17 protein-coding genes are annotated in these 14,877 nt (G+C 49.7%); 9 read left to right on the forward strand and 8 right to left on the reverse strand.

All coding sequences use genetic code 11. The annotated features are described in order from the left end of the window. Positions 1-21: 21 nt before the first annotated feature. Positions 22-885, reverse strand: a complete 864-nt coding sequence (locus AC2CGA_RS05535) for an AraC family transcriptional regulator (RefSeq protein WP_003155120.1) — start codon at positions 883-885, stop codon at positions 22-24. Between the two features lie 122 nt (positions 886-1,007). Between AC2CGA_RS05535 and AC2CGA_RS05540 the strand changes: the two genes are divergently transcribed. Further along, on the forward strand, positions 1,008-2,375 hold the full coding sequence (locus AC2CGA_RS05540; protein ID WP_484480145.1) for an MATE family efflux transporter: 1,368 nt from the start codon (positions 1,008-1,010) through the stop codon (positions 2,373-2,375). A gap of 35 nt (positions 2,376-2,410) precedes the next feature. Here AC2CGA_RS05540 and AC2CGA_RS05545 read toward each other — a convergent pair whose 3' ends face one another. Both AC2CGA_RS05545 and asnB read right to left on the reverse strand, forming a co-directional pair. Next, positions 2,411-3,151: a squalene/phytoene synthase family protein gene (locus AC2CGA_RS05545; protein WP_484480146.1), complete on the reverse strand. Its 741-nt coding sequence runs from the start codon at positions 3,149-3,151 to the stop codon at positions 2,411-2,413. Positions 3,152-3,236: 85 nt separating this feature from the next. Beyond that, the gene (gene asnB / locus AC2CGA_RS05550) at positions 3,237-5,078 is read right to left on the reverse strand and encodes an asparagine synthase (glutamine-hydrolyzing) (RefSeq protein WP_003155123.1); all 1,842 of its coding nucleotides are present in this window, start codon (positions 5,076-5,078) and stop codon (positions 3,237-3,239) included. A gap of 175 nt (positions 5,079-5,253) precedes the next feature. On the opposite strand from asnB, the gene AC2CGA_RS05555 reads away from it, so the two are divergent. Then, entirely contained in the window at positions 5,254-5,796 is a 543-nt protein-coding gene (locus tag AC2CGA_RS05555) for a DUF2777 family protein (protein ID WP_024085103.1), read from the forward strand. 244 nt (positions 5,797-6,040) lie between these two features. Here AC2CGA_RS05555 and AC2CGA_RS05560 read toward each other — a convergent pair whose 3' ends face one another. Both AC2CGA_RS05560 and AC2CGA_RS05565 read right to left on the reverse strand, forming a co-directional pair. Next, positions 6,041-6,397: a YisL family protein gene (locus AC2CGA_RS05560; protein WP_003155128.1), complete on the reverse strand. Its 357-nt coding sequence runs from the start codon at positions 6,395-6,397 to the stop codon at positions 6,041-6,043. Between the two features lie 93 nt (positions 6,398-6,490). Next, positions 6,491-7,396, reverse strand: coding sequence for a fumarylacetoacetate hydrolase family protein (locus tag AC2CGA_RS05565; protein WP_014417375.1), 906 nt, complete (start codon positions 7,394-7,396; stop codon positions 6,491-6,493). Between the two features lie 215 nt (positions 7,397-7,611). Here AC2CGA_RS05565 and AC2CGA_RS05570 point away from each other — a divergent pair, with 215 nt between their 5' ends. The 7 genes from AC2CGA_RS05570 to AC2CGA_RS05600 all read left to right on the forward strand — a co-directional run bounded on the left by AC2CGA_RS05570 (position 7,612) and on the right by AC2CGA_RS05600 (position 9,961). Further along, entirely contained in the window at positions 7,612-7,821 is a 210-nt protein-coding gene (locus tag AC2CGA_RS05570) for an aspartyl-phosphate phosphatase Spo0E family protein (protein WP_003155132.1), read from the forward strand. Between the two features lie 190 nt (positions 7,822-8,011). Next, positions 8,012-8,233 carry a spore germination protein gene (locus AC2CGA_RS05575; protein ID WP_003155135.1) on the forward strand — a complete coding sequence of 74 codons (222 nt, stop codon included), beginning with the start codon at positions 8,012-8,014 and terminating at the stop codon, positions 8,231-8,233. Positions 8,234-8,245: 12 nt separating this feature from the next. Continuing rightward, entirely contained in the window at positions 8,246-8,482 is a 237-nt protein-coding gene (locus AC2CGA_RS05580; RefSeq protein WP_003155138.1) for a spore germination protein GerPB, read from the forward strand. Between the two features lie 35 nt (positions 8,483-8,517). Beyond that, the gene (gene gerPC, locus AC2CGA_RS05585; protein WP_003155139.1) at positions 8,518-9,135 is read left to right on the forward strand and encodes a spore germination protein GerPC; all 618 of its coding nucleotides are present in this window, start codon (positions 8,518-8,520) and stop codon (positions 9,133-9,135) included. Next, the gene (locus AC2CGA_RS05590; RefSeq protein WP_060386853.1) at positions 9,132-9,308 is read left to right on the forward strand and encodes a hypothetical protein; all 177 of its coding nucleotides are present in this window, start codon (positions 9,132-9,134) and stop codon (positions 9,306-9,308) included. The genes gerPC and AC2CGA_RS05590 overlap by 4 nt, the downstream gene beginning before the upstream one ends. Beyond that, positions 9,308-9,703, forward strand: coding sequence for a spore germination protein GerPE (locus tag AC2CGA_RS05595; protein WP_003155142.1), 396 nt, complete (start codon positions 9,308-9,310; stop codon positions 9,701-9,703). The genes AC2CGA_RS05590 and AC2CGA_RS05595 overlap by 1 nt, the downstream gene beginning before the upstream one ends. Before the next feature lie 39 nt (positions 9,704-9,742). Further along, positions 9,743-9,961: a spore germination protein gene (locus tag AC2CGA_RS05600; protein ID WP_003155143.1), complete on the forward strand. Its 219-nt coding sequence runs from the start codon at positions 9,743-9,745 to the stop codon at positions 9,959-9,961. Positions 9,962-10,004: 43 nt separating this feature from the next. Here AC2CGA_RS05600 and AC2CGA_RS05605 read toward each other — a convergent pair whose 3' ends face one another. From AC2CGA_RS05605 to sbcD, 3 genes are read right to left on the reverse strand one after another with little or no spacing between them, the layout of a single operon-like run. Beyond that, a complete protein-coding gene (locus AC2CGA_RS05605; RefSeq protein ID WP_003155144.1) occupies positions 10,005-10,298 on the reverse strand; it encodes a hypothetical protein in 294 nt (97 codons plus the stop codon). 15 nt (positions 10,299-10,313) lie between these two features. Continuing rightward, positions 10,314-13,706: an exonuclease subunit SbcC gene (gene sbcC / locus AC2CGA_RS05610; protein ID WP_024085102.1), complete on the reverse strand. Its 3,393-nt coding sequence runs from the start codon at positions 13,704-13,706 to the stop codon at positions 10,314-10,316. Beyond that, positions 13,703-14,875 (reverse strand): exonuclease subunit SbcD, encoded by a 1,173-nt coding sequence (gene sbcD / locus AC2CGA_RS05615; protein ID WP_003155146.1) that lies wholly within the window; start codon positions 14,873-14,875, stop codon positions 13,703-13,705. Before sbcD ends, sbcC begins: the two co-directional genes overlap by 4 nt. Between the last annotated feature and the right edge of the window lie 2 nt (positions 14,876-14,877).

Here is a 14,877-nt window from a genome sequence, read left to right on the forward strand (position 1 = left end):
CTTCTGTTCTCTGGTATTAGGTCAGTCCGTTTTCCGGCTTACGAATTTGCGGTATTCAAGCGGCGAAATGCCTTCAATCTGTTTAAACAGTTTGGAAAAATAGGTTGGGTCCTCCATGCCGATGGCGTCCGCGATCGCCCCCATTTTGTCATTGGTTGCGGACAAAAGACGTTTCGCCTCCGTCATTCTGACTTTGTTCGTATACTGGCCGGGCGTGACGCCGAGCACCTGCTGCATGCAGCGGGTCACGTAGTCTTGGTTGTAATGAAGTGCCGAAGAGAGCGCTTTGATGGTTGTTTTCTCCTGATAGTGCTCCTGCAGGTACCGGGCGGCCTCCCATGCGACTCTTTCCTTTGCGGACGGGATTTGGAACGCTTCTTTCTGAAGATGGAGCAGCAGCTCTTCAAACAGAATCTGCTTTCTGAGCGGCAGGTCGGAGTTCTCGGCGCTTTCATCTGTCAGCACACTGAATTGCCCGGCCATAAACTGCGGGCGTCTCACCTTCCCTTTTTGCGGCAGGGACAAGCGGTAGCGGGACGGCTCTTCAAAGCTCCCTTTTTTTCGCCTCAGCTCCGACCAGTTGTTCCCGGTGGTTTCCGTCACCTCATAATCCGCTCCTTCAAAATGAAGCCACGAATAGGATGTCGTTTCTTCACTGCCTTTTGTTCCGTAATGTTCAAGCCCGGGAGAAAGCAGAATATATTCTCCCGCTTCAACGGAAAAGGCGTTTTCGTCTTCTGTAATGTAGAGGACGCCTTCTTTCACATACAGCAGATCAAACACCGGGAAGACCCGTCTCACATGGGTTTCGCCTTTTTTGAACACTCCTTCTCCCGCAGCGATAAAGACCGGGAACGGAGGGACTGTGAACTCGAGAAAGGACATATTTCCGGCCCTCCTTTTTAAGTCGGATTTTTGCAAGAAGTTTCGTTTCTCTCCCTTTTTATTATAAGAAAATGGAGGTACACTTTTAAACGTTGATTTTTTCAGGAAAGGGGTTAAAAGAAATGAAACAAGCGATTTTAAAACGGGCTGCATTCAAACAATCCTCTGATCACAAACTCTCATTATACGCGCTGACTTGGCCGATATTTATTGAGGTTTCATTATATATGTTTATGGGAAACGCCGACACTCTTATGCTTAGCCAATACTCTGACAACAGTGTGGCGGCCGTGGGTGTCAGCAATCAGATTTTAAATTTAATTATCGTGATGTTCAGCTTTATCGCAACGGGTACGACAATTGTGATTTCACAGTTTTTAGGATCTAAACAGAAAAAAGAGGCGCAGGAAGTGGCTTATGTATCAATAGGAGCGAACTTTGTCATCAGTCTCGCCATCAGCGCCGCCATATTTTTTGCGGCCGTTCCGCTGCTTCATGTGATGGGTCTTTCCAATGAATTGATGCCGGATGCCAAAGTCTTTTTGCAGGTGGTCGGCGGGCTGTCCTTCATTCAGGCTTTGATTATGACGTTCAGCGCCATTTTAAAAAGCTACGGTCATACGAAGGATACGATGTTCGTTACGATCGGGATGAATATTTTAAATATTGCCGGAAACTTTCTTGTCATTTTCGGGCCGCTCGGCCTTCCGGTGTTAGGCGTCGCCGGTGTTGCGATGTCAACGTCCTTTGCGCGGATCATCGGGCTCATCGCGATGATTGTGATAATCAAAAAACGCATCGGACTCGGTCTGACATGGCAAAAGATTTTTCACGTCCATAAAGAGCACTTGCGGAAACTCCTGAAAATCGGGATTCCGTCTGCCGGCGAACAGCTGTCTTATAACATTTCACAAATGGTTGTCACTTATTTTATCGCCATTATGGGCGCTCAGGCGCTTACAACAAAGGTTTATACACAAAACATCACCATGTTTATCCTGCTGTTCGGAACAGCGATCAGCCAGGGCACACAGATTTTGATCGGCAGATATATCGGCGCCAAACGGTTTGACGACGCTTATGACCGCTGCATGAAAAGTCTGTACTGGGCGCTTGGCATTGCCGCTTTGACATCCGTGATCATGACCTTGTTTTCAAAGCAGCTGATCGGAATTTTCACAAGCAGCCCTGACATTATTGCGACGGCGAGCATGCTGATCGCCATGACGATCATTCTTGAGCCCGGCCGTTCATTTAATGTCATTATCATCAACTCGCTGCGGGCTGCCGGAGATGCAAAATTCCCCGTCTACATGGCGATGATTTCCATGTGGGGTATCGGACTGCCTCTCGCTTATCTGTTCGGCATCCATTTCGGATTGGGGCTTATGGGCATCTGGATTTCATTTATCGCGGATGAATGGGTCAGAGGCATTCTTATGTACAGAAGATGGCGGTCGCGGATTTGGATTCAAAAAGGGATTGCATAAACGCCCCGAGCTTCGTTAAGAAGCCGGGCGTTTTTTTATGCTTGCGAAAGCCGTTTTCTCATGTCACCGAGCTCTGACCGGTAATGTGCCAGCAAACCGGTAACGGCGGGTCTTGAGTATAACGGAAACAGCTCCAGCTCTTCAGACGCCTCCTCGAAATACGCCTCAGCCTCGAATGCGATGTACTCCCATACATTCATAAAAGCTTTGTTGACGGTATGGCTCTCCAGCTCTTCTTCCGTATAGCCGAATTGCATCATCACCTGGCGCGGGAGACGCTTTTTCGACCGCTCATCCGTATGGACCCTCAGAAGCACCCGGGTCAGCTGAATGGCTGCTCCTAATGAAACGGCTGCATGGCGGAGTTTCTCTTGGTTCCGGCGCGCGCAAACCGGCAGCAGAAGCAGGCCGAGGGCTCCGCCTGTTTGGCCCGCGTACATCAGCAGGTCATCAAACTCTTGATACGTTACTTTTTCTCTGTCAGAGATGTGGCCGGCGATAAACTCACGCAACGGCTCTTCTTCAAGTGCAAATTGCTGCCGCACATCAGTGAGCGCCTCCCACAAAAAGCCGTCGGCGCGTGCCCCGTTCAGAAAGTCTTGTGCCGCCTGTTCAAATCCCCCAAGTTCCTGCATATCAAGCCGATCAGCTTCGTGAAACAAAGCAAGCACCGCCCATGCGGCCCGCCTGTTTTTTGGCGGCAGGGATGAGAAAGTCCGTTTATATAAAGGAAAGTGCACCTCGGCAAGCTGGGTGCATGTTTCGTATTCGGTCATGGTATCACTCCTCTGTTTTTTAGTGTACCATATGTTTCACAATAAAAAGACCGATATCCTTCAGCGGAAACCGGTCGCGGCACTGTTATTCTTCTATATCGATACGGTACGCCTCAAACCATGTATGGATCTGGGCAAGATGGGCGATCAGCTGCGGGCCTTTCATCAGCTGGCCGAACCAAGGCACCTGAAAAGATGAACCTTCTGTCTCCAGCAGCATTTCCAGCTTCTTTCTGTCAAGCAGGGTGTGAAGCACGGAATCTTTCTGTTGTAAAATCGTTTTCAGCCATTCTGTGACCCCCTGCGTGTATTTCGGGTGATGCGTTTTCGGATAAGGGCTTTTTTTGCGGTACAAAATATCTTCAGGAAGCAGTCCTTCAAGCGCTTTCCGCAAAATGCCTTTTTCCCGGCTGCCATGCATTTTCATTTCCCAAGGAATATTCCAAACGTATTCCACAAGTCTGTGGTCGGCGAACGGCACCCGTACTTCAAGACTTGCGCCCATGCTCATGCGGTCTTTGCGGTCGAGCAGATTGGTCATAAACCAAAGCATATTTAAGTAGAACAGCTGCCGTCTCGCTTTATCTGTTCCCGTCTCACCGTCTAACAGCGGCGTTTCCGCAATGGTTTCTTCATATCTCGCATTCACGTATTCTCTAAGATTCAGCCGTTTTTGCCACTTTTCATCCAAGAGCGTGACCCTCTCCTCAGTCGACCTCATCCAAGGAAATCCGTCTTCTTCTGCCGCGGTGTGAAACCACGGATATCCGCCGAAAATTTCGTCCGCGCATTCTCCGGAAAGGCTCACGACAAAATCTTTTTTAATTTCCCGGCAGAACCATAATAGCGATGAATCAACATCAGCCATGCCCGGCAGGTCTCTGACGAGAACGGATTCCTCCAGATGTTCAACCAGCTGATCCTGCGTAATCACGCACTTATGATGCTGTGTGCCGAATGCATTTGTCATTTTATCGATCCACGGGCCGTCATCATTCGGCTGAAAGGCGCTCGCTTTAAAAAATTTGCTGTTCTCCTCATAATCAATTGAATAAGTATGAAGGGGATCTCTTCCTTGTTTCTCAAAATGAGCGGCGGCTATCGCGGTTATCGCGCTCGAATCAAGCCCCCCTGATAAAAACGTGCAAACCGGCACGTCAGATACGAGCTGGCGTGTCACTGCATCCTGAAATAAGTACCGAATGTGAGCGGCGGTTTCATCGAAGCTGTCTGTATGCTTTTCGCTCTTTACATTCCAATAACGCCATATGGACAAACCGTCCTTTGAGAAAGTGAACGCATGGGCGGGACGCACCTCGTGAATTCCTTTAAACACCCCGCAGCCCGGAGTTCTGGACGGCCCGAGTCCGAATACTTCCGCAAGTCCGCCGCTGTCTGTGCGGGCTTTCACATCAGGATGAGCAAGAATGGCTTTCAATTCCGACCCAAACAGAAAGGAAGAGCCGTGTTCTTTATAAAAAAACGGCTTGACGCCGAGCCGGTCTCTTGCCCCGAAGAGCCGCTTTCGCTTTTCATCCCAGATGGCAAAAGCGAAAATACCGTTCAAGCGGTCCACGCACTCCTCCCGCCACTCAATATAGCTGTGCAGCAGCACTTCTGTATCAGAGGTCCTCTCAAAACGGTGGCCCCTCGCCTGAAGCTCCTTCCGCAATTCCTCCGTGTTATACAGCTCGCCATTATAAATGATGGTGTACGTTTCCTCTTGATGCGTGCAGGCCATCGGCTGGCGGCCGCCTTCAATGTCAACGACCGAAAGTCTTTTATGTCCGAATAAAACATGGGGCTCTCCCCAGACGTTTGAATCATCAGGCCCTCGTTTTGAAAGAGTGTCTATCATATTGTTCATAATATGTTTCTCTTGGACGAGCTGCTTTTGAAAATCGACCCAACCCGCAATTCCACACATGTGATATCAGCTCCAATCCCGTTTCTGTCGGTTTCAAATTCGTTTCTATCAGCACTTTACCCAGTTTATGCAAAGAAACGCAGATAGTTGATTTGTCCCACTAAGAGTTGTATGAGACAAGCCCGATTTGGAAAGAACGGAAGAGAAGAAACAAACAAAGGAGACGGGCACGGTTATGAAACGAAAACAGCTTTTCTCAGAAAAAAACAAATGGGGGCGCGGCACACTGATGATAGAGGACGGCATCTGCCTCGTCGAAAACGATGAAGGCGATATCCTGCTTGCAGACAGTCTCGGAAACGCAGACGTATTGATGAAACGCGACGGCAGATGGCAGCCGGCACGGATTTGCGGCGGTTCGGCCGAAATCGGCGCAGACACCATCCCCCTGCTCGGCGGGGAAGAAATCCGTTATGAAAAGGCGGTCAAACGGCCGCTGTTAACCTTGCTCGATTCGCTGGACGATGAAACGTTTCTGCTGTTTCTCAGCCATCTGCACGGGTTCGGCCTGTCTGTATATGATTGCGTATTTTCCTATAATCAGGCGCTGTTTTCCGGTGAAGGCGTTTCGTTTTATCACTTCTCGGCGGATGACGCACAATGCGCCCTGCAGCATCACCGCGGCAGCTCGGGTAAACACGACAGATTTGAATGGACGGCATCTGACGGGCGGCGCTCCATTATGTATTCAGCGGCAAGACAAGACGGCACCGCGTAACAAACAGGCGGCACCTTTTAAATAGGTGCCGCCTGATGTATTCAGCTTTGTTTTTCACGCTGATTGACGGCCGGCGTTTGCTTTTACCCATCACAGCCGTAGCTTTTGCGGCAACAAGAGTGATTGACGCTTTTGGCATCCTGCACATCTCTTTCGCCTCATCAACACGGCATTTCTCATTCAGCGGCCCAGTTGCGCAACTAAAAAAAACCCGGATGCATCCGGGTTTTTCAAGCGCGATTGATTAAAATACGTGAAAACCGATCGGCAAGTGAAGGCCGAGCAGCACCGTCAGGACGAGCACGATAATAAAACCGATCCACAGTCCGCCGGTTGATTTGCCTTTTTTCTTGCGGATGACGAGCATTTCCATCAGTCCGATGGTAATGATGCCGAGCAGCATTTTTCCGGCGTACTCTCCGTTCCAATTCGCAAAACGGACAAAAAGCTCAGCTCCGGTCAGAATAATAATAATGTAGAATAAGCGCAGAATCATATGCGTAATTTTTGCGCCCTTCGCTTTTCCGGCACCGTACAGCCCGTAGCTGACAAACACCAGGATAAGCGCAACGACCCATGAAGTAATATGCCAATGTGTCATTATGTTCAATTCCCCCTATCAGATCAATCTGCCTCACTTATGGTACCACAACAAGCCGCTCGGAGCATTATCAATCGTGCGAAAGACACACAATTATCCGATTTGGTTCGACAGCGTGCCGATCGGTTCAATTGTAATGTCAATGCGGTCCCCCGGCTTTAAAAATTTCGGCGGCTTAAACCCTTTTCCGACACCGGACGGCGTTCCCGTCGCTATAATGTCACCGGCTTCAAGCGTCATCCCTTTTGACAGCGTCTCAATTAATTCAGCTATCGGAAAAATCATGTCACCCGTTGATCCTGATTGGCGCAGTTCTCCGTTCACCCGCGTTTCAACTTTCAGGCTTTGCGGATCACTGACGGCCGACTTATGTACAATGACCGGGCCCATCGGGCATGTCGTATCGAGGCTTTTGCCGATAAAAAACTGTTTATGTTTTTTCTGCAGATCGCGCGCTGTTATATCATTTACAATTGTATAGCCGAATATATGATCAAGCGCATGTTCTTTGGAGATGTGCGATCCGCTTTTTGATATGATTACCGCAAGCTCCCCTTCATAATCAAGCTGCTCCGTTACGTCCAAGTGGCTGTTCACTGTTTCTCCGTGTCCTGTAACGGCAGCCGGGGCTTTCGTAAAAACCATGGGATGCTCCGGTATATCCGCCTCACTCCCCATTTCAACGGCATGATCACGATAATTTTTCCCGATGCAGATCACGTTCTTTGAAGGTCTCGGAATAGGCGCGCAAAGCTTTACGTCAGACAGCGCATACATAAATGAACCCGACTCGTCATTCGGTTTTTTCGCCCATTCCGCAAGCTGTCCGGCATGCGCGACAAACTTATCTCCTTTTTGAATGCACTCGATCAGCGAACCCGGAATCGTCTCAAGTTCAAACAATTTTTTTTCAGCCTTTTGCAGATCTAAGATTTTGTCATCATCAATAATCAGACCGACAAATTTTCGGCTGTTCAGTTCCCCTGTCGCAAATTTCATGTTAATCCCCCATCATTTTTAAATGGCATTCCTTTATGTATTCTTCCTCCGGGCGGGAAATCCCTCTTTTAAACAGGCTGAAAATAAGTGTAAAAGAGTATCAAAAATTGTCACTTTTTTAGTCATATTGACGAAATAAAACCTTCTTGGCCAAAATGGGTTATACTATTATCATCCTATGTTTTCCAAAATAATCGAGAATTGGAGATCACACGATGAACAAAATTGAAGAAAAAAGATTAACTTTATTCGAGACAGCGCAAAAATTCGGAATCAATGCGACGGAGACCATCAGGTGCAGCCAGGAGCTGGACAGCCTTTTAAACGGGTGCCGGGGCGGGCTCATCCAACAAACGAAAGACAGCGGGCCGAACCCGGCCGCACAGATTCAGCACGGCCGCGAAAGAAAAGAGGCTTTCTCATAAACGTGATATGTATATAAATCTGTATCATTTATGTATAAGACCCGGCATCTGTAAAGCGCCGGTGTTTTTTACGTCTAAAGTTTTTTCCGCTCACAAAAATGTGCATTTGTCATAAGCTATTTTAGGCAGGCAGCCCAGATAAGCTCCTGGAGTGCAGTCATGAAAATCTTCACGAAAAGGATGTGCTCGTATGCCCGCAATTGTCGGAGCGTTTAAAATTAATGCCGTCGGTACGAGCGGAGTCGTTCATATAGGCGACTGCATCACCATTTCTCCAAAAGCAGAGGTTAAGACATTTGCCGGAGCGGGCAGCTTCAATACCGGAGACAATCTCACACTGACGAATTACAGGAATTCAACGAATGTGTACGATAATGATGTAATCGATCAGCCGATGGCAGGAAACGCATAAAGGAGGCGCCGTATGAATTTTTACGTCAATCAGTCGATCCATATCAATTACATGCGTGTAGAATCTGTCAGCAATTCCTCCATACTGCAAATCGGAAGCGCCGGTTCAATTAAATCTCTTTCCAATCTGTACAACACAGGGAGTTATGTTGAGCCGGCGCCGCCTGTCACCGCGGGACAGCAGGCTGTAACAACAGGGGGAGGTCCCGGCACCTCATCATTTGTACCGCTCCAGCCGCCAAGCCGGTAGTTTTAATGAAGGAAACGAGACGCGAGGTGAATGTCATGTATGATCAATCCGTTTCATCCTACCTGCAGAATTTAAATTCTTTCGTCCAGCAGCAGGCGCAGCAGATTCAGGAGCTCGAACGGCAGCTGAAAGAATTCCAAAATGAAATTTCAACGCTGAAGCAGCAGCCTTCTACAAGAATCGATCGGCTCGAGTATAAATTTGATCAGCTGAAAATTGAACGGCTGGAAGGAACGCTGAATATCGGATTGAATCCGACTGATCCGAATGCCGTGCAAAACTTCGAAGTCGGCCAGACATCTCCGCAGGTCGGAATGATGCAGCAGGAACAGGCGGGCCAGCAAATGCAGCAAATCCGTCAAAACGTCGATATGTACCTGAATGAAGAAATCCCCGCGCTTTTAGAGCAGCTCGAAACTCAGTATGAGAGCAGGCTGGACGAAACGAACAAATATCATATTATTGAAGATATCAGAAAACAGATGGACAGCCGGATTCAGTATTATCTGTCCCATGTCCCGAAAGAAGAAAATACGGCGCCCGCGCAATATGCCGAGCAGATTGCCGAACATGTGAAGCGTGATATTGTCAGAGCCGTCGAGCACTTTATTAAACACATACCTGGTGAAATGAAAGGTGATGATCCGTCATGATTTTTACAGTGATTAACCGGAATATTGAAGTCGGCGACATCCGGTCTACCGGTGTATCCAGTTCTTCCTTATTATTAATCGGCGACACCGATTCCGTCTATCTGTCTTCCATCTTTGACACGCCTCCGGAATCTCTTATTATCGGGCCTTTTGTGCCGCTGGCGCCGGAATAATGTTAAAGCGCATTTCACGCCTCCGGAACGCCAAAATCAATTCAGTCGGGATTGCGAGTGTCTTTCAAGCAGGCGATACGAATGAAATCAATATGCGGATCAAAGTATTGGCCGATCAGCGCAGTCTTGCTGTATACAGAGATGATGAAGGCTCATTTAACAAAAAAGAATACCAGATCTTTCGGCAGCCGGCCGTCATGCCGTTACCGGAAACGGGAGTCCAAAGCGCATTCTGCCATGAAAATCCTTCAATTCGGGTAAGGAATGTGAAAGTTCAAGGGGTATCGTCAGCGTCCGTGGTTCAAATCGGATCGACGTCGGTCGTTCTGGGAGATTCGCGGCTGAAACATATTAGGCAGATCTTCACGCCAAGCTCACAATCACAGCAGCCCTGACATATAATGACGGTGAGACTTCTATAAAGGGTGTCGTTTATGCCAGCAATTACCGGACCTATAGCTATCAATTCCATATCGGGCGGAGTCGTAAACTTTGGTGATTCCTTTTACCTTTCTCCAAAAAGCTCTTCTAAATCTGCGCTCGGTTCGGGAGCAGGCAATACCGGAGATTTCCTGTTATTAAACAACGTTGTCAATGCGACAAACTATATAGACCCCGATGTCAGCGATCAAAATGTGGTCGGAAACGCCTAAAAAGCAGCCGCTCTTTCAGAAGAGGGCTGCTTTTGGTTCAGCGTTATTTTCGTTCATTTGCTTTTTTTGTTTTTACAAGCTTTTCCGGCGGCTGTTTTCTGATCCATTTCACAAACCGCGCGAGTTTCGGGTCACGCCGCAGCTCTTCTATTCCCGCGAGCCTTGCCGCAAGCTCCTGATTCGTATAGAGCGCGTGAACCTGTTTATGACAAGGGATGCAGAGCATTGCGGTCGGAAGGAATGTGCCGCCTTCTTCCTTAGGCGTTAAGTGGTGCTCCGTCAGCCGCACATGATGGCGGCCGCATAATTCACATGTGCCCTCGGCAGAATCAGCCATAATTCCTTCTCCTTTCTACATGATCTCTAATGTGACCCGGGTGCCTTTCCCGCCCGGTTCGGACGGATGAACGATTAATTTTTTCGGCAGACGCGCTCTCAGCTCCTGCACATGGCTGATCACTCCGACGGATAAGTTGTCCGATTGCAGCTTTTCGAGCGCTGTGACAACGGTGTCTAAGAGCCCTTGGTCAAGAGTCCCGAATCCTTCATCTAAGAAAAAGAATTGCAGCGGGTATTGCCCCCGCAGCTGAATCTGGGCGGACAAGGCCAGCGCAAGCGACAGCGATGTCAGAAACGTCTCCCCGCCGGAAAGGCTTGATACGGGCCGTTTGACGCCTCCGTTCGCGTCATCACGCATGACGAAACCGCCTTCTGAATCGACTAATATGGCATACCGCTGCCTTGTCAGCGCTCCGAGACGGGCAGAGGCGTCCCGAGCCACGCTTTCCAGCTGTTCTTCCGCTAAAAATTCGACGAATGTATTGCCTTTACATACAGACTGGAGCTTATCAAGCCTGTCAATCTGTGTCTGCCAGTTTTTCAGTTCGGCTTCAATCTCTTTAAAGCGCTTATGCTGTTTTTGCATAACCGCGAAGGCTTTTGCCTGTGCTCCTTTTTCCTCCATGGCGGCGCCTGACTCAGCCTCTGCCTGCTTCAGCAGAGAAACGGATGCTGTCCATTCTTCCTCCGATATCCGGCGCTCGGCTAATTTATCAGTAACACGGCTGATATTTGCCGATAGCTGTTTTGAGGTGTCCAGAAACTCATCAATTTCTTTTTTCATTTCCTCTGCACGCCCTTGCGGAAGCAGACTTTTTTTAACTTGGTCCGGTTCGGTAAACCCGGTGTCTTTTGACCTCACGCGCCAGTCGTTTTGCGCTTTCTCAAGAGAGGCCTCAGCATCCCTGAGTGACATGAGACTCCCTGATTCCCGGCCTTTTGCGTCATTCAGCGATTGCTGCGCCTGCTTCAGCGCATCGAATAGGGACTGTTCTTTTGATTTTAACAGCTGTAATTCCTGCCGCACCGCTTCAAGCTTTGCGGAAATTGATGTTTCTTCAGCTGCTGTTCCGAGCTCTTGTTCATATCCGTCAATCACCTGCTGCAGGCGCTCAGACGCATAGTGAAGCTCGAGCCGTTCCCGTTCAAGCCGATGCTTCATCTCCTGCAGGCGTTCTTTCTCCTCTTCATGTTCCTTGAGGAATGCGATGCTTGTTTCAATGCGCTTCTCACATTCTTCTGCCTGCCTGTCCTTCTCATCTATCGAAGCCTGCCAGGCGTCAATCCGGTTTGGCGGAATATGACCGCAGACTTCGTTGTACTGATTCAATCGGCTTTCTGACAGCGATTCAAGCTCTTCTAATGAATGTCTGAGACGGTCGGCTTCTTTTTCCTCGTAGCGGATTCGTTCGGCAAGCTGCTCAGCTTGTTTTACCGTCTGCTGATGCGCGCTGATCAGTCTTGTGACCTTCTCTTTTACCGACAGCATATCCTGTTTCATTTGTTTCCATTCCAAGCGGACGGCGCTGAACGCTTCATCAAGCGGGCGTCCGCTGATGGAAGAAGCGGCTTCCAGCTCCGGAACCCGGGCGCTTTGCAGAAACGGACATTCTTCGGTAAAACGCCCCGACTGTTCTTCTAATGCAACCTTGGCTGTCAGCACTTCCTGAGAAAGAGCCGCCGCCTCAGAAAGCAGTGCTTCCACCTGCTGCAAATGTTCCTGCACAGCGGTATCAGGCGAGAATGTTTCATGAGCGGAACGCGGGCGGTCATGCTGCGTCGAGCCGCATACAGGACAAGGCTTTCCTTCGATCAGTTTTTCCGATAATTCTTTTGTTAATGCAGCCGTTCTCGCTTCCTCTGAGCGCCTGCGGAGATCGGCTTGCGTTTTTTCAGCCCGTTCGGCTGCGGCTTTCAGTGAACGTTCCGTTTCACAGATCATATGGTAAACGGTTTGCAGCGTTTGATAAGCGCGCGTAATGTCTTCCTCTTCCGTTTTCGCTTTCGCTGTGAGCGACTCGCTTTCTCCGTTGAGCTTCTCCACGTTTTTCAGCTGCGTTGTCAGATTGGCCCGCTCTTTCGTGATTTGTTCCTGTGTCTGCTGAAAGCCCGCCGCCAGCTGTGCTGCGGTCTGGCATTTTTTCCGTTCATCGGCGGTCACTTGAACTGCTTTCAGCTCTTCTTTCAGCTCATTCTGCCTGTTTTGGCCGCGGGTCAGGCGGTCTTTCACTGCGGCCAGCTGTTTCGAGGCGGCTTCGTATTCTTCCTCTTTTTTGCTGTGCTCCGCATTTGTTTTTTCCGCTTCTTTTTTCGCTTCAAGCAGTTTTTGTTCAATGGCTGAAAGTCTTTGATACAGCTCTTCTTCCTTGACAAGTTTCGGCTCCTGTTCGGCCTTATGGGCGCGCCATGCTTCATAGGCTTCATTTTGCCGGGTAAATGAAACGGTTTCCGCCTCTGATTTCCGTTTGGCCAGTTCGTGTTCCTGTTCGGCGCGCTGCTTCCGGCGGACGGCTTCGGTGCAGCGGTCTGCGTACGGCTCAAGGGCGAGAGCTGTTTCCGCCTCTTTAAGACGCTCAGTCAAATCCGTGATGTACGGGCGTCTTTCCTCAAGCTTTTTCTCCCGGCGCTCATATTCATCTCTTTCTGTCTGCAAGTTCCAAATTTCCTGGTGATTTTCAAAACGCTCTTTTGCCCGGACCCGTTTCTTCTCAGCTGCTTCAAGCCGTTCGTTCGCTTCGTGAAACTGCTGTTCAGCCTGCTTCAGCGCATCTTCTCCTGCGTCTCCGAGGCCGGATTGTTCGGCCAGCATTTCATTTTTTTTCGCTGCCGCTTCCTGCGCCCGCCGCCGCAATTTTTTGACAAGCCTGTCCCCGTACTGTTCCAGATTAAACAGGCGCTGGAGCATATGTCTTCTTTCCGCGCCTTTAAGCGACAGAAACTCGGCAAACTTTCCTTGCGGCAGCACGACGGCTCTTGTAAAGTCGTCAATGGTCAGGCCAAGAAGCTCCTCTACCTTTTTGTTCACTTCATTCGCTTTATCGGCCAGCACTGTTTGTTCGTCTTTGATTTCAATCAGCCGGCAGAGGGCGGTTTTTACTTTCGTTTCATCCGTTCTCTTAAAAACGCGCTCGACCTTGTAGGAAACCCGGTGGCCGGATTGAAGCGCGAATGTAAATGAGACGGCAAGCTGATCTTCGGCATGATTCAGAATGCCGTGCGTATTATTTGCGGCGCGCTCCACTTTTCCGTATAAAGCGAGTGTCATGGCATCAAGGATCGACGATTTTCCGCTTCCGGTCGGCCCGAAAATCCCGAACACCCCGGCTCCTGACAGTCCGGCAAAATCAATGGTCTGTTCCTCCCTGAAGCTGTGGAGCCCTTTTATCGTTAACAGAATCGGCTTCATGTCGCATCCTCCTCATCATCTGCTGACGCAAGCTCTAAAAACAGCTTGACCATCTCCTCATCCGGCACGCCGCCGCCCGTTTGTTTTTCATAAAACTTCTTAAATCGATCCTCAATTGATGTGTGTTTCACTTCAATCCGGTCATTTTCGGTCTCTTTTTCTTCAAAAACCGGCCTGATATGGATAAAGCCGGGATGCGCCTTTCTCAGCCGATGAATTTCCTCGAGAGAAAGCTGATCCGTCAAATGGATATCAAGATCGATCCAGGCATTCCGGTCACGCCCTTCATCAAGCCAGCCGTGAACCTCGCTCAGCCCCTGCGCTTTCCATTTGACGAGCGGTTTACCGGAAGACAGGAAAATCTCTTCCCACTTCGCTTCTCCGCCGGGCTTCGCTTCTACCACTGTCACCGATTTGGCATAACCGGCTTCCGAAAAGCTGTATGCGAGCGGAGAGCCTGAATAACGGGCAGCCGTCTTGGCGCGCTTGATCGTTTGCGGACGGTGGAGATGGCCGAGAGCCACGTAAGCCGCATCAGCCGGCAGGCTGTCAGCGGCGACCGTGTAAGCGCCCCCGACTTCAATCGGGCGCTCTGAATCGGTCTGATTTCCCCCCGCGACATAAATGTGGCTCGCCGCGATTTTCACGGCATCGTTCCGGCACAGCCCGCACATGTGAGCAAACGCCTCTCTGATTTTCACATCGTAATGATCGCGAAGAAGCTTTTCCTCAAACGTATCAGAAAGCACTTCGTTTAATCTCGCCTCTGACGGATATGCCAGCGCGGCTACGGCTAACAGCTCGTCCGCCGACGGCACCTCAATATGGACGGGTTCTGTCCGCGGATAGCCGATTAAATGAATGCCGCGCTCATTTGTTAACGGAGAAGCCGCCGCCAGCCTGTCGGGATTGTCATGGTTTCCGGCAATGACGACAACCGGGCGTTTTCCGCCGTCAGAAAGCGCGGAAAGACTTTCGTAATACAATTGTTCAGCGAGCGCAGGCGGGTTGACCGTATCGAATACATCCCCCGCCATAATGACCGCATCAATGTTTTCTTCCTTGACAATGGTATTCAGCTCTTCCAGTACTTCGGCCTGCTCGCTCAGCCGGCTTCTGCCTTCCAGCGTTTTGCCGAGGTGCCAGTCAGCTGTATGTAAAATGCGCATAC

The organism is Bacillus sp. SYZHCR11 (assembly GCF_057196865.1).

What these genes read in the sequence shown, in the direction of transcription:
- AC2CGA_RS05535 (WP_003155120.1), bottom strand. Translation starts at nt 885, where the DNA reads ATGTCCTTTCTCGAGTTCACAGTCCCTCCGTTCCCGGTCTTTATCGCT.
- AC2CGA_RS05540 (WP_484480145.1), top strand. Translation starts at nt 1,008, where the DNA reads ATGAAACAAGCGATTTTAAAACGGGCTGCATTCAAACAATCCTCTGAT.
- AC2CGA_RS05545 (WP_484480146.1), bottom strand. Translation starts at nt 3,151, where the DNA reads ATGACCGAATACGAAACATGCACCCAGCTTGCCGAGGTGCACTTTCCT.
- asnB (WP_003155123.1), bottom strand. Translation starts at nt 5,078, where the DNA reads ATGTGTGGAATTGCGGGTTGGGTCGATTTTCAAAAGCAGCTCGTCCAA.
- AC2CGA_RS05555 (WP_024085103.1), top strand. Translation starts at nt 5,254, where the DNA reads ATGAAACGAAAACAGCTTTTCTCAGAAAAAAACAAATGGGGGCGCGGC.
- AC2CGA_RS05560 (WP_003155128.1), bottom strand. Translation starts at nt 6,397, where the DNA reads ATGACACATTGGCATATTACTTCATGGGTCGTTGCGCTTATCCTGGTG.
- AC2CGA_RS05565 (WP_014417375.1), bottom strand. Translation starts at nt 7,396, where the DNA reads ATGAAATTTGCGACAGGGGAACTGAACAGCCGAAAATTTGTCGGTCTG.
- AC2CGA_RS05570 (WP_003155132.1), top strand. Translation starts at nt 7,612, where the DNA reads ATGAACAAAATTGAAGAAAAAAGATTAACTTTATTCGAGACAGCGCAA.
- AC2CGA_RS05575 (WP_003155135.1), top strand. Translation starts at nt 8,012, where the DNA reads ATGCCCGCAATTGTCGGAGCGTTTAAAATTAATGCCGTCGGTACGAGC.
- AC2CGA_RS05580 (WP_003155138.1), top strand. Translation starts at nt 8,246, where the DNA reads ATGAATTTTTACGTCAATCAGTCGATCCATATCAATTACATGCGTGTA.
- gerPC (WP_003155139.1), top strand. Translation starts at nt 8,518, where the DNA reads ATGTATGATCAATCCGTTTCATCCTACCTGCAGAATTTAAATTCTTTC.
- AC2CGA_RS05590 (WP_060386853.1), top strand. Translation starts at nt 9,132, where the DNA reads ATGATTTTTACAGTGATTAACCGGAATATTGAAGTCGGCGACATCCGG.
- AC2CGA_RS05595 (WP_003155142.1), top strand. Translation starts at nt 9,308, where the DNA reads ATGTTAAAGCGCATTTCACGCCTCCGGAACGCCAAAATCAATTCAGTC.
- AC2CGA_RS05600 (WP_003155143.1), top strand. Translation starts at nt 9,743, where the DNA reads ATGCCAGCAATTACCGGACCTATAGCTATCAATTCCATATCGGGCGGA.
- AC2CGA_RS05605 (WP_003155144.1), bottom strand. Translation starts at nt 10,298, where the DNA reads ATGGCTGATTCTGCCGAGGGCACATGTGAATTATGCGGCCGCCATCAT.
- sbcC (WP_024085102.1), bottom strand. Translation starts at nt 13,706, where the DNA reads ATGAAGCCGATTCTGTTAACGATAAAAGGGCTCCACAGCTTCAGGGAG.
- sbcD (WP_003155146.1), bottom strand. Translation starts at nt 14,875, where the DNA reads ATGCGCATTTTACATACAGCTGACTGGCACCTCGGCAAAACGCTGGAA.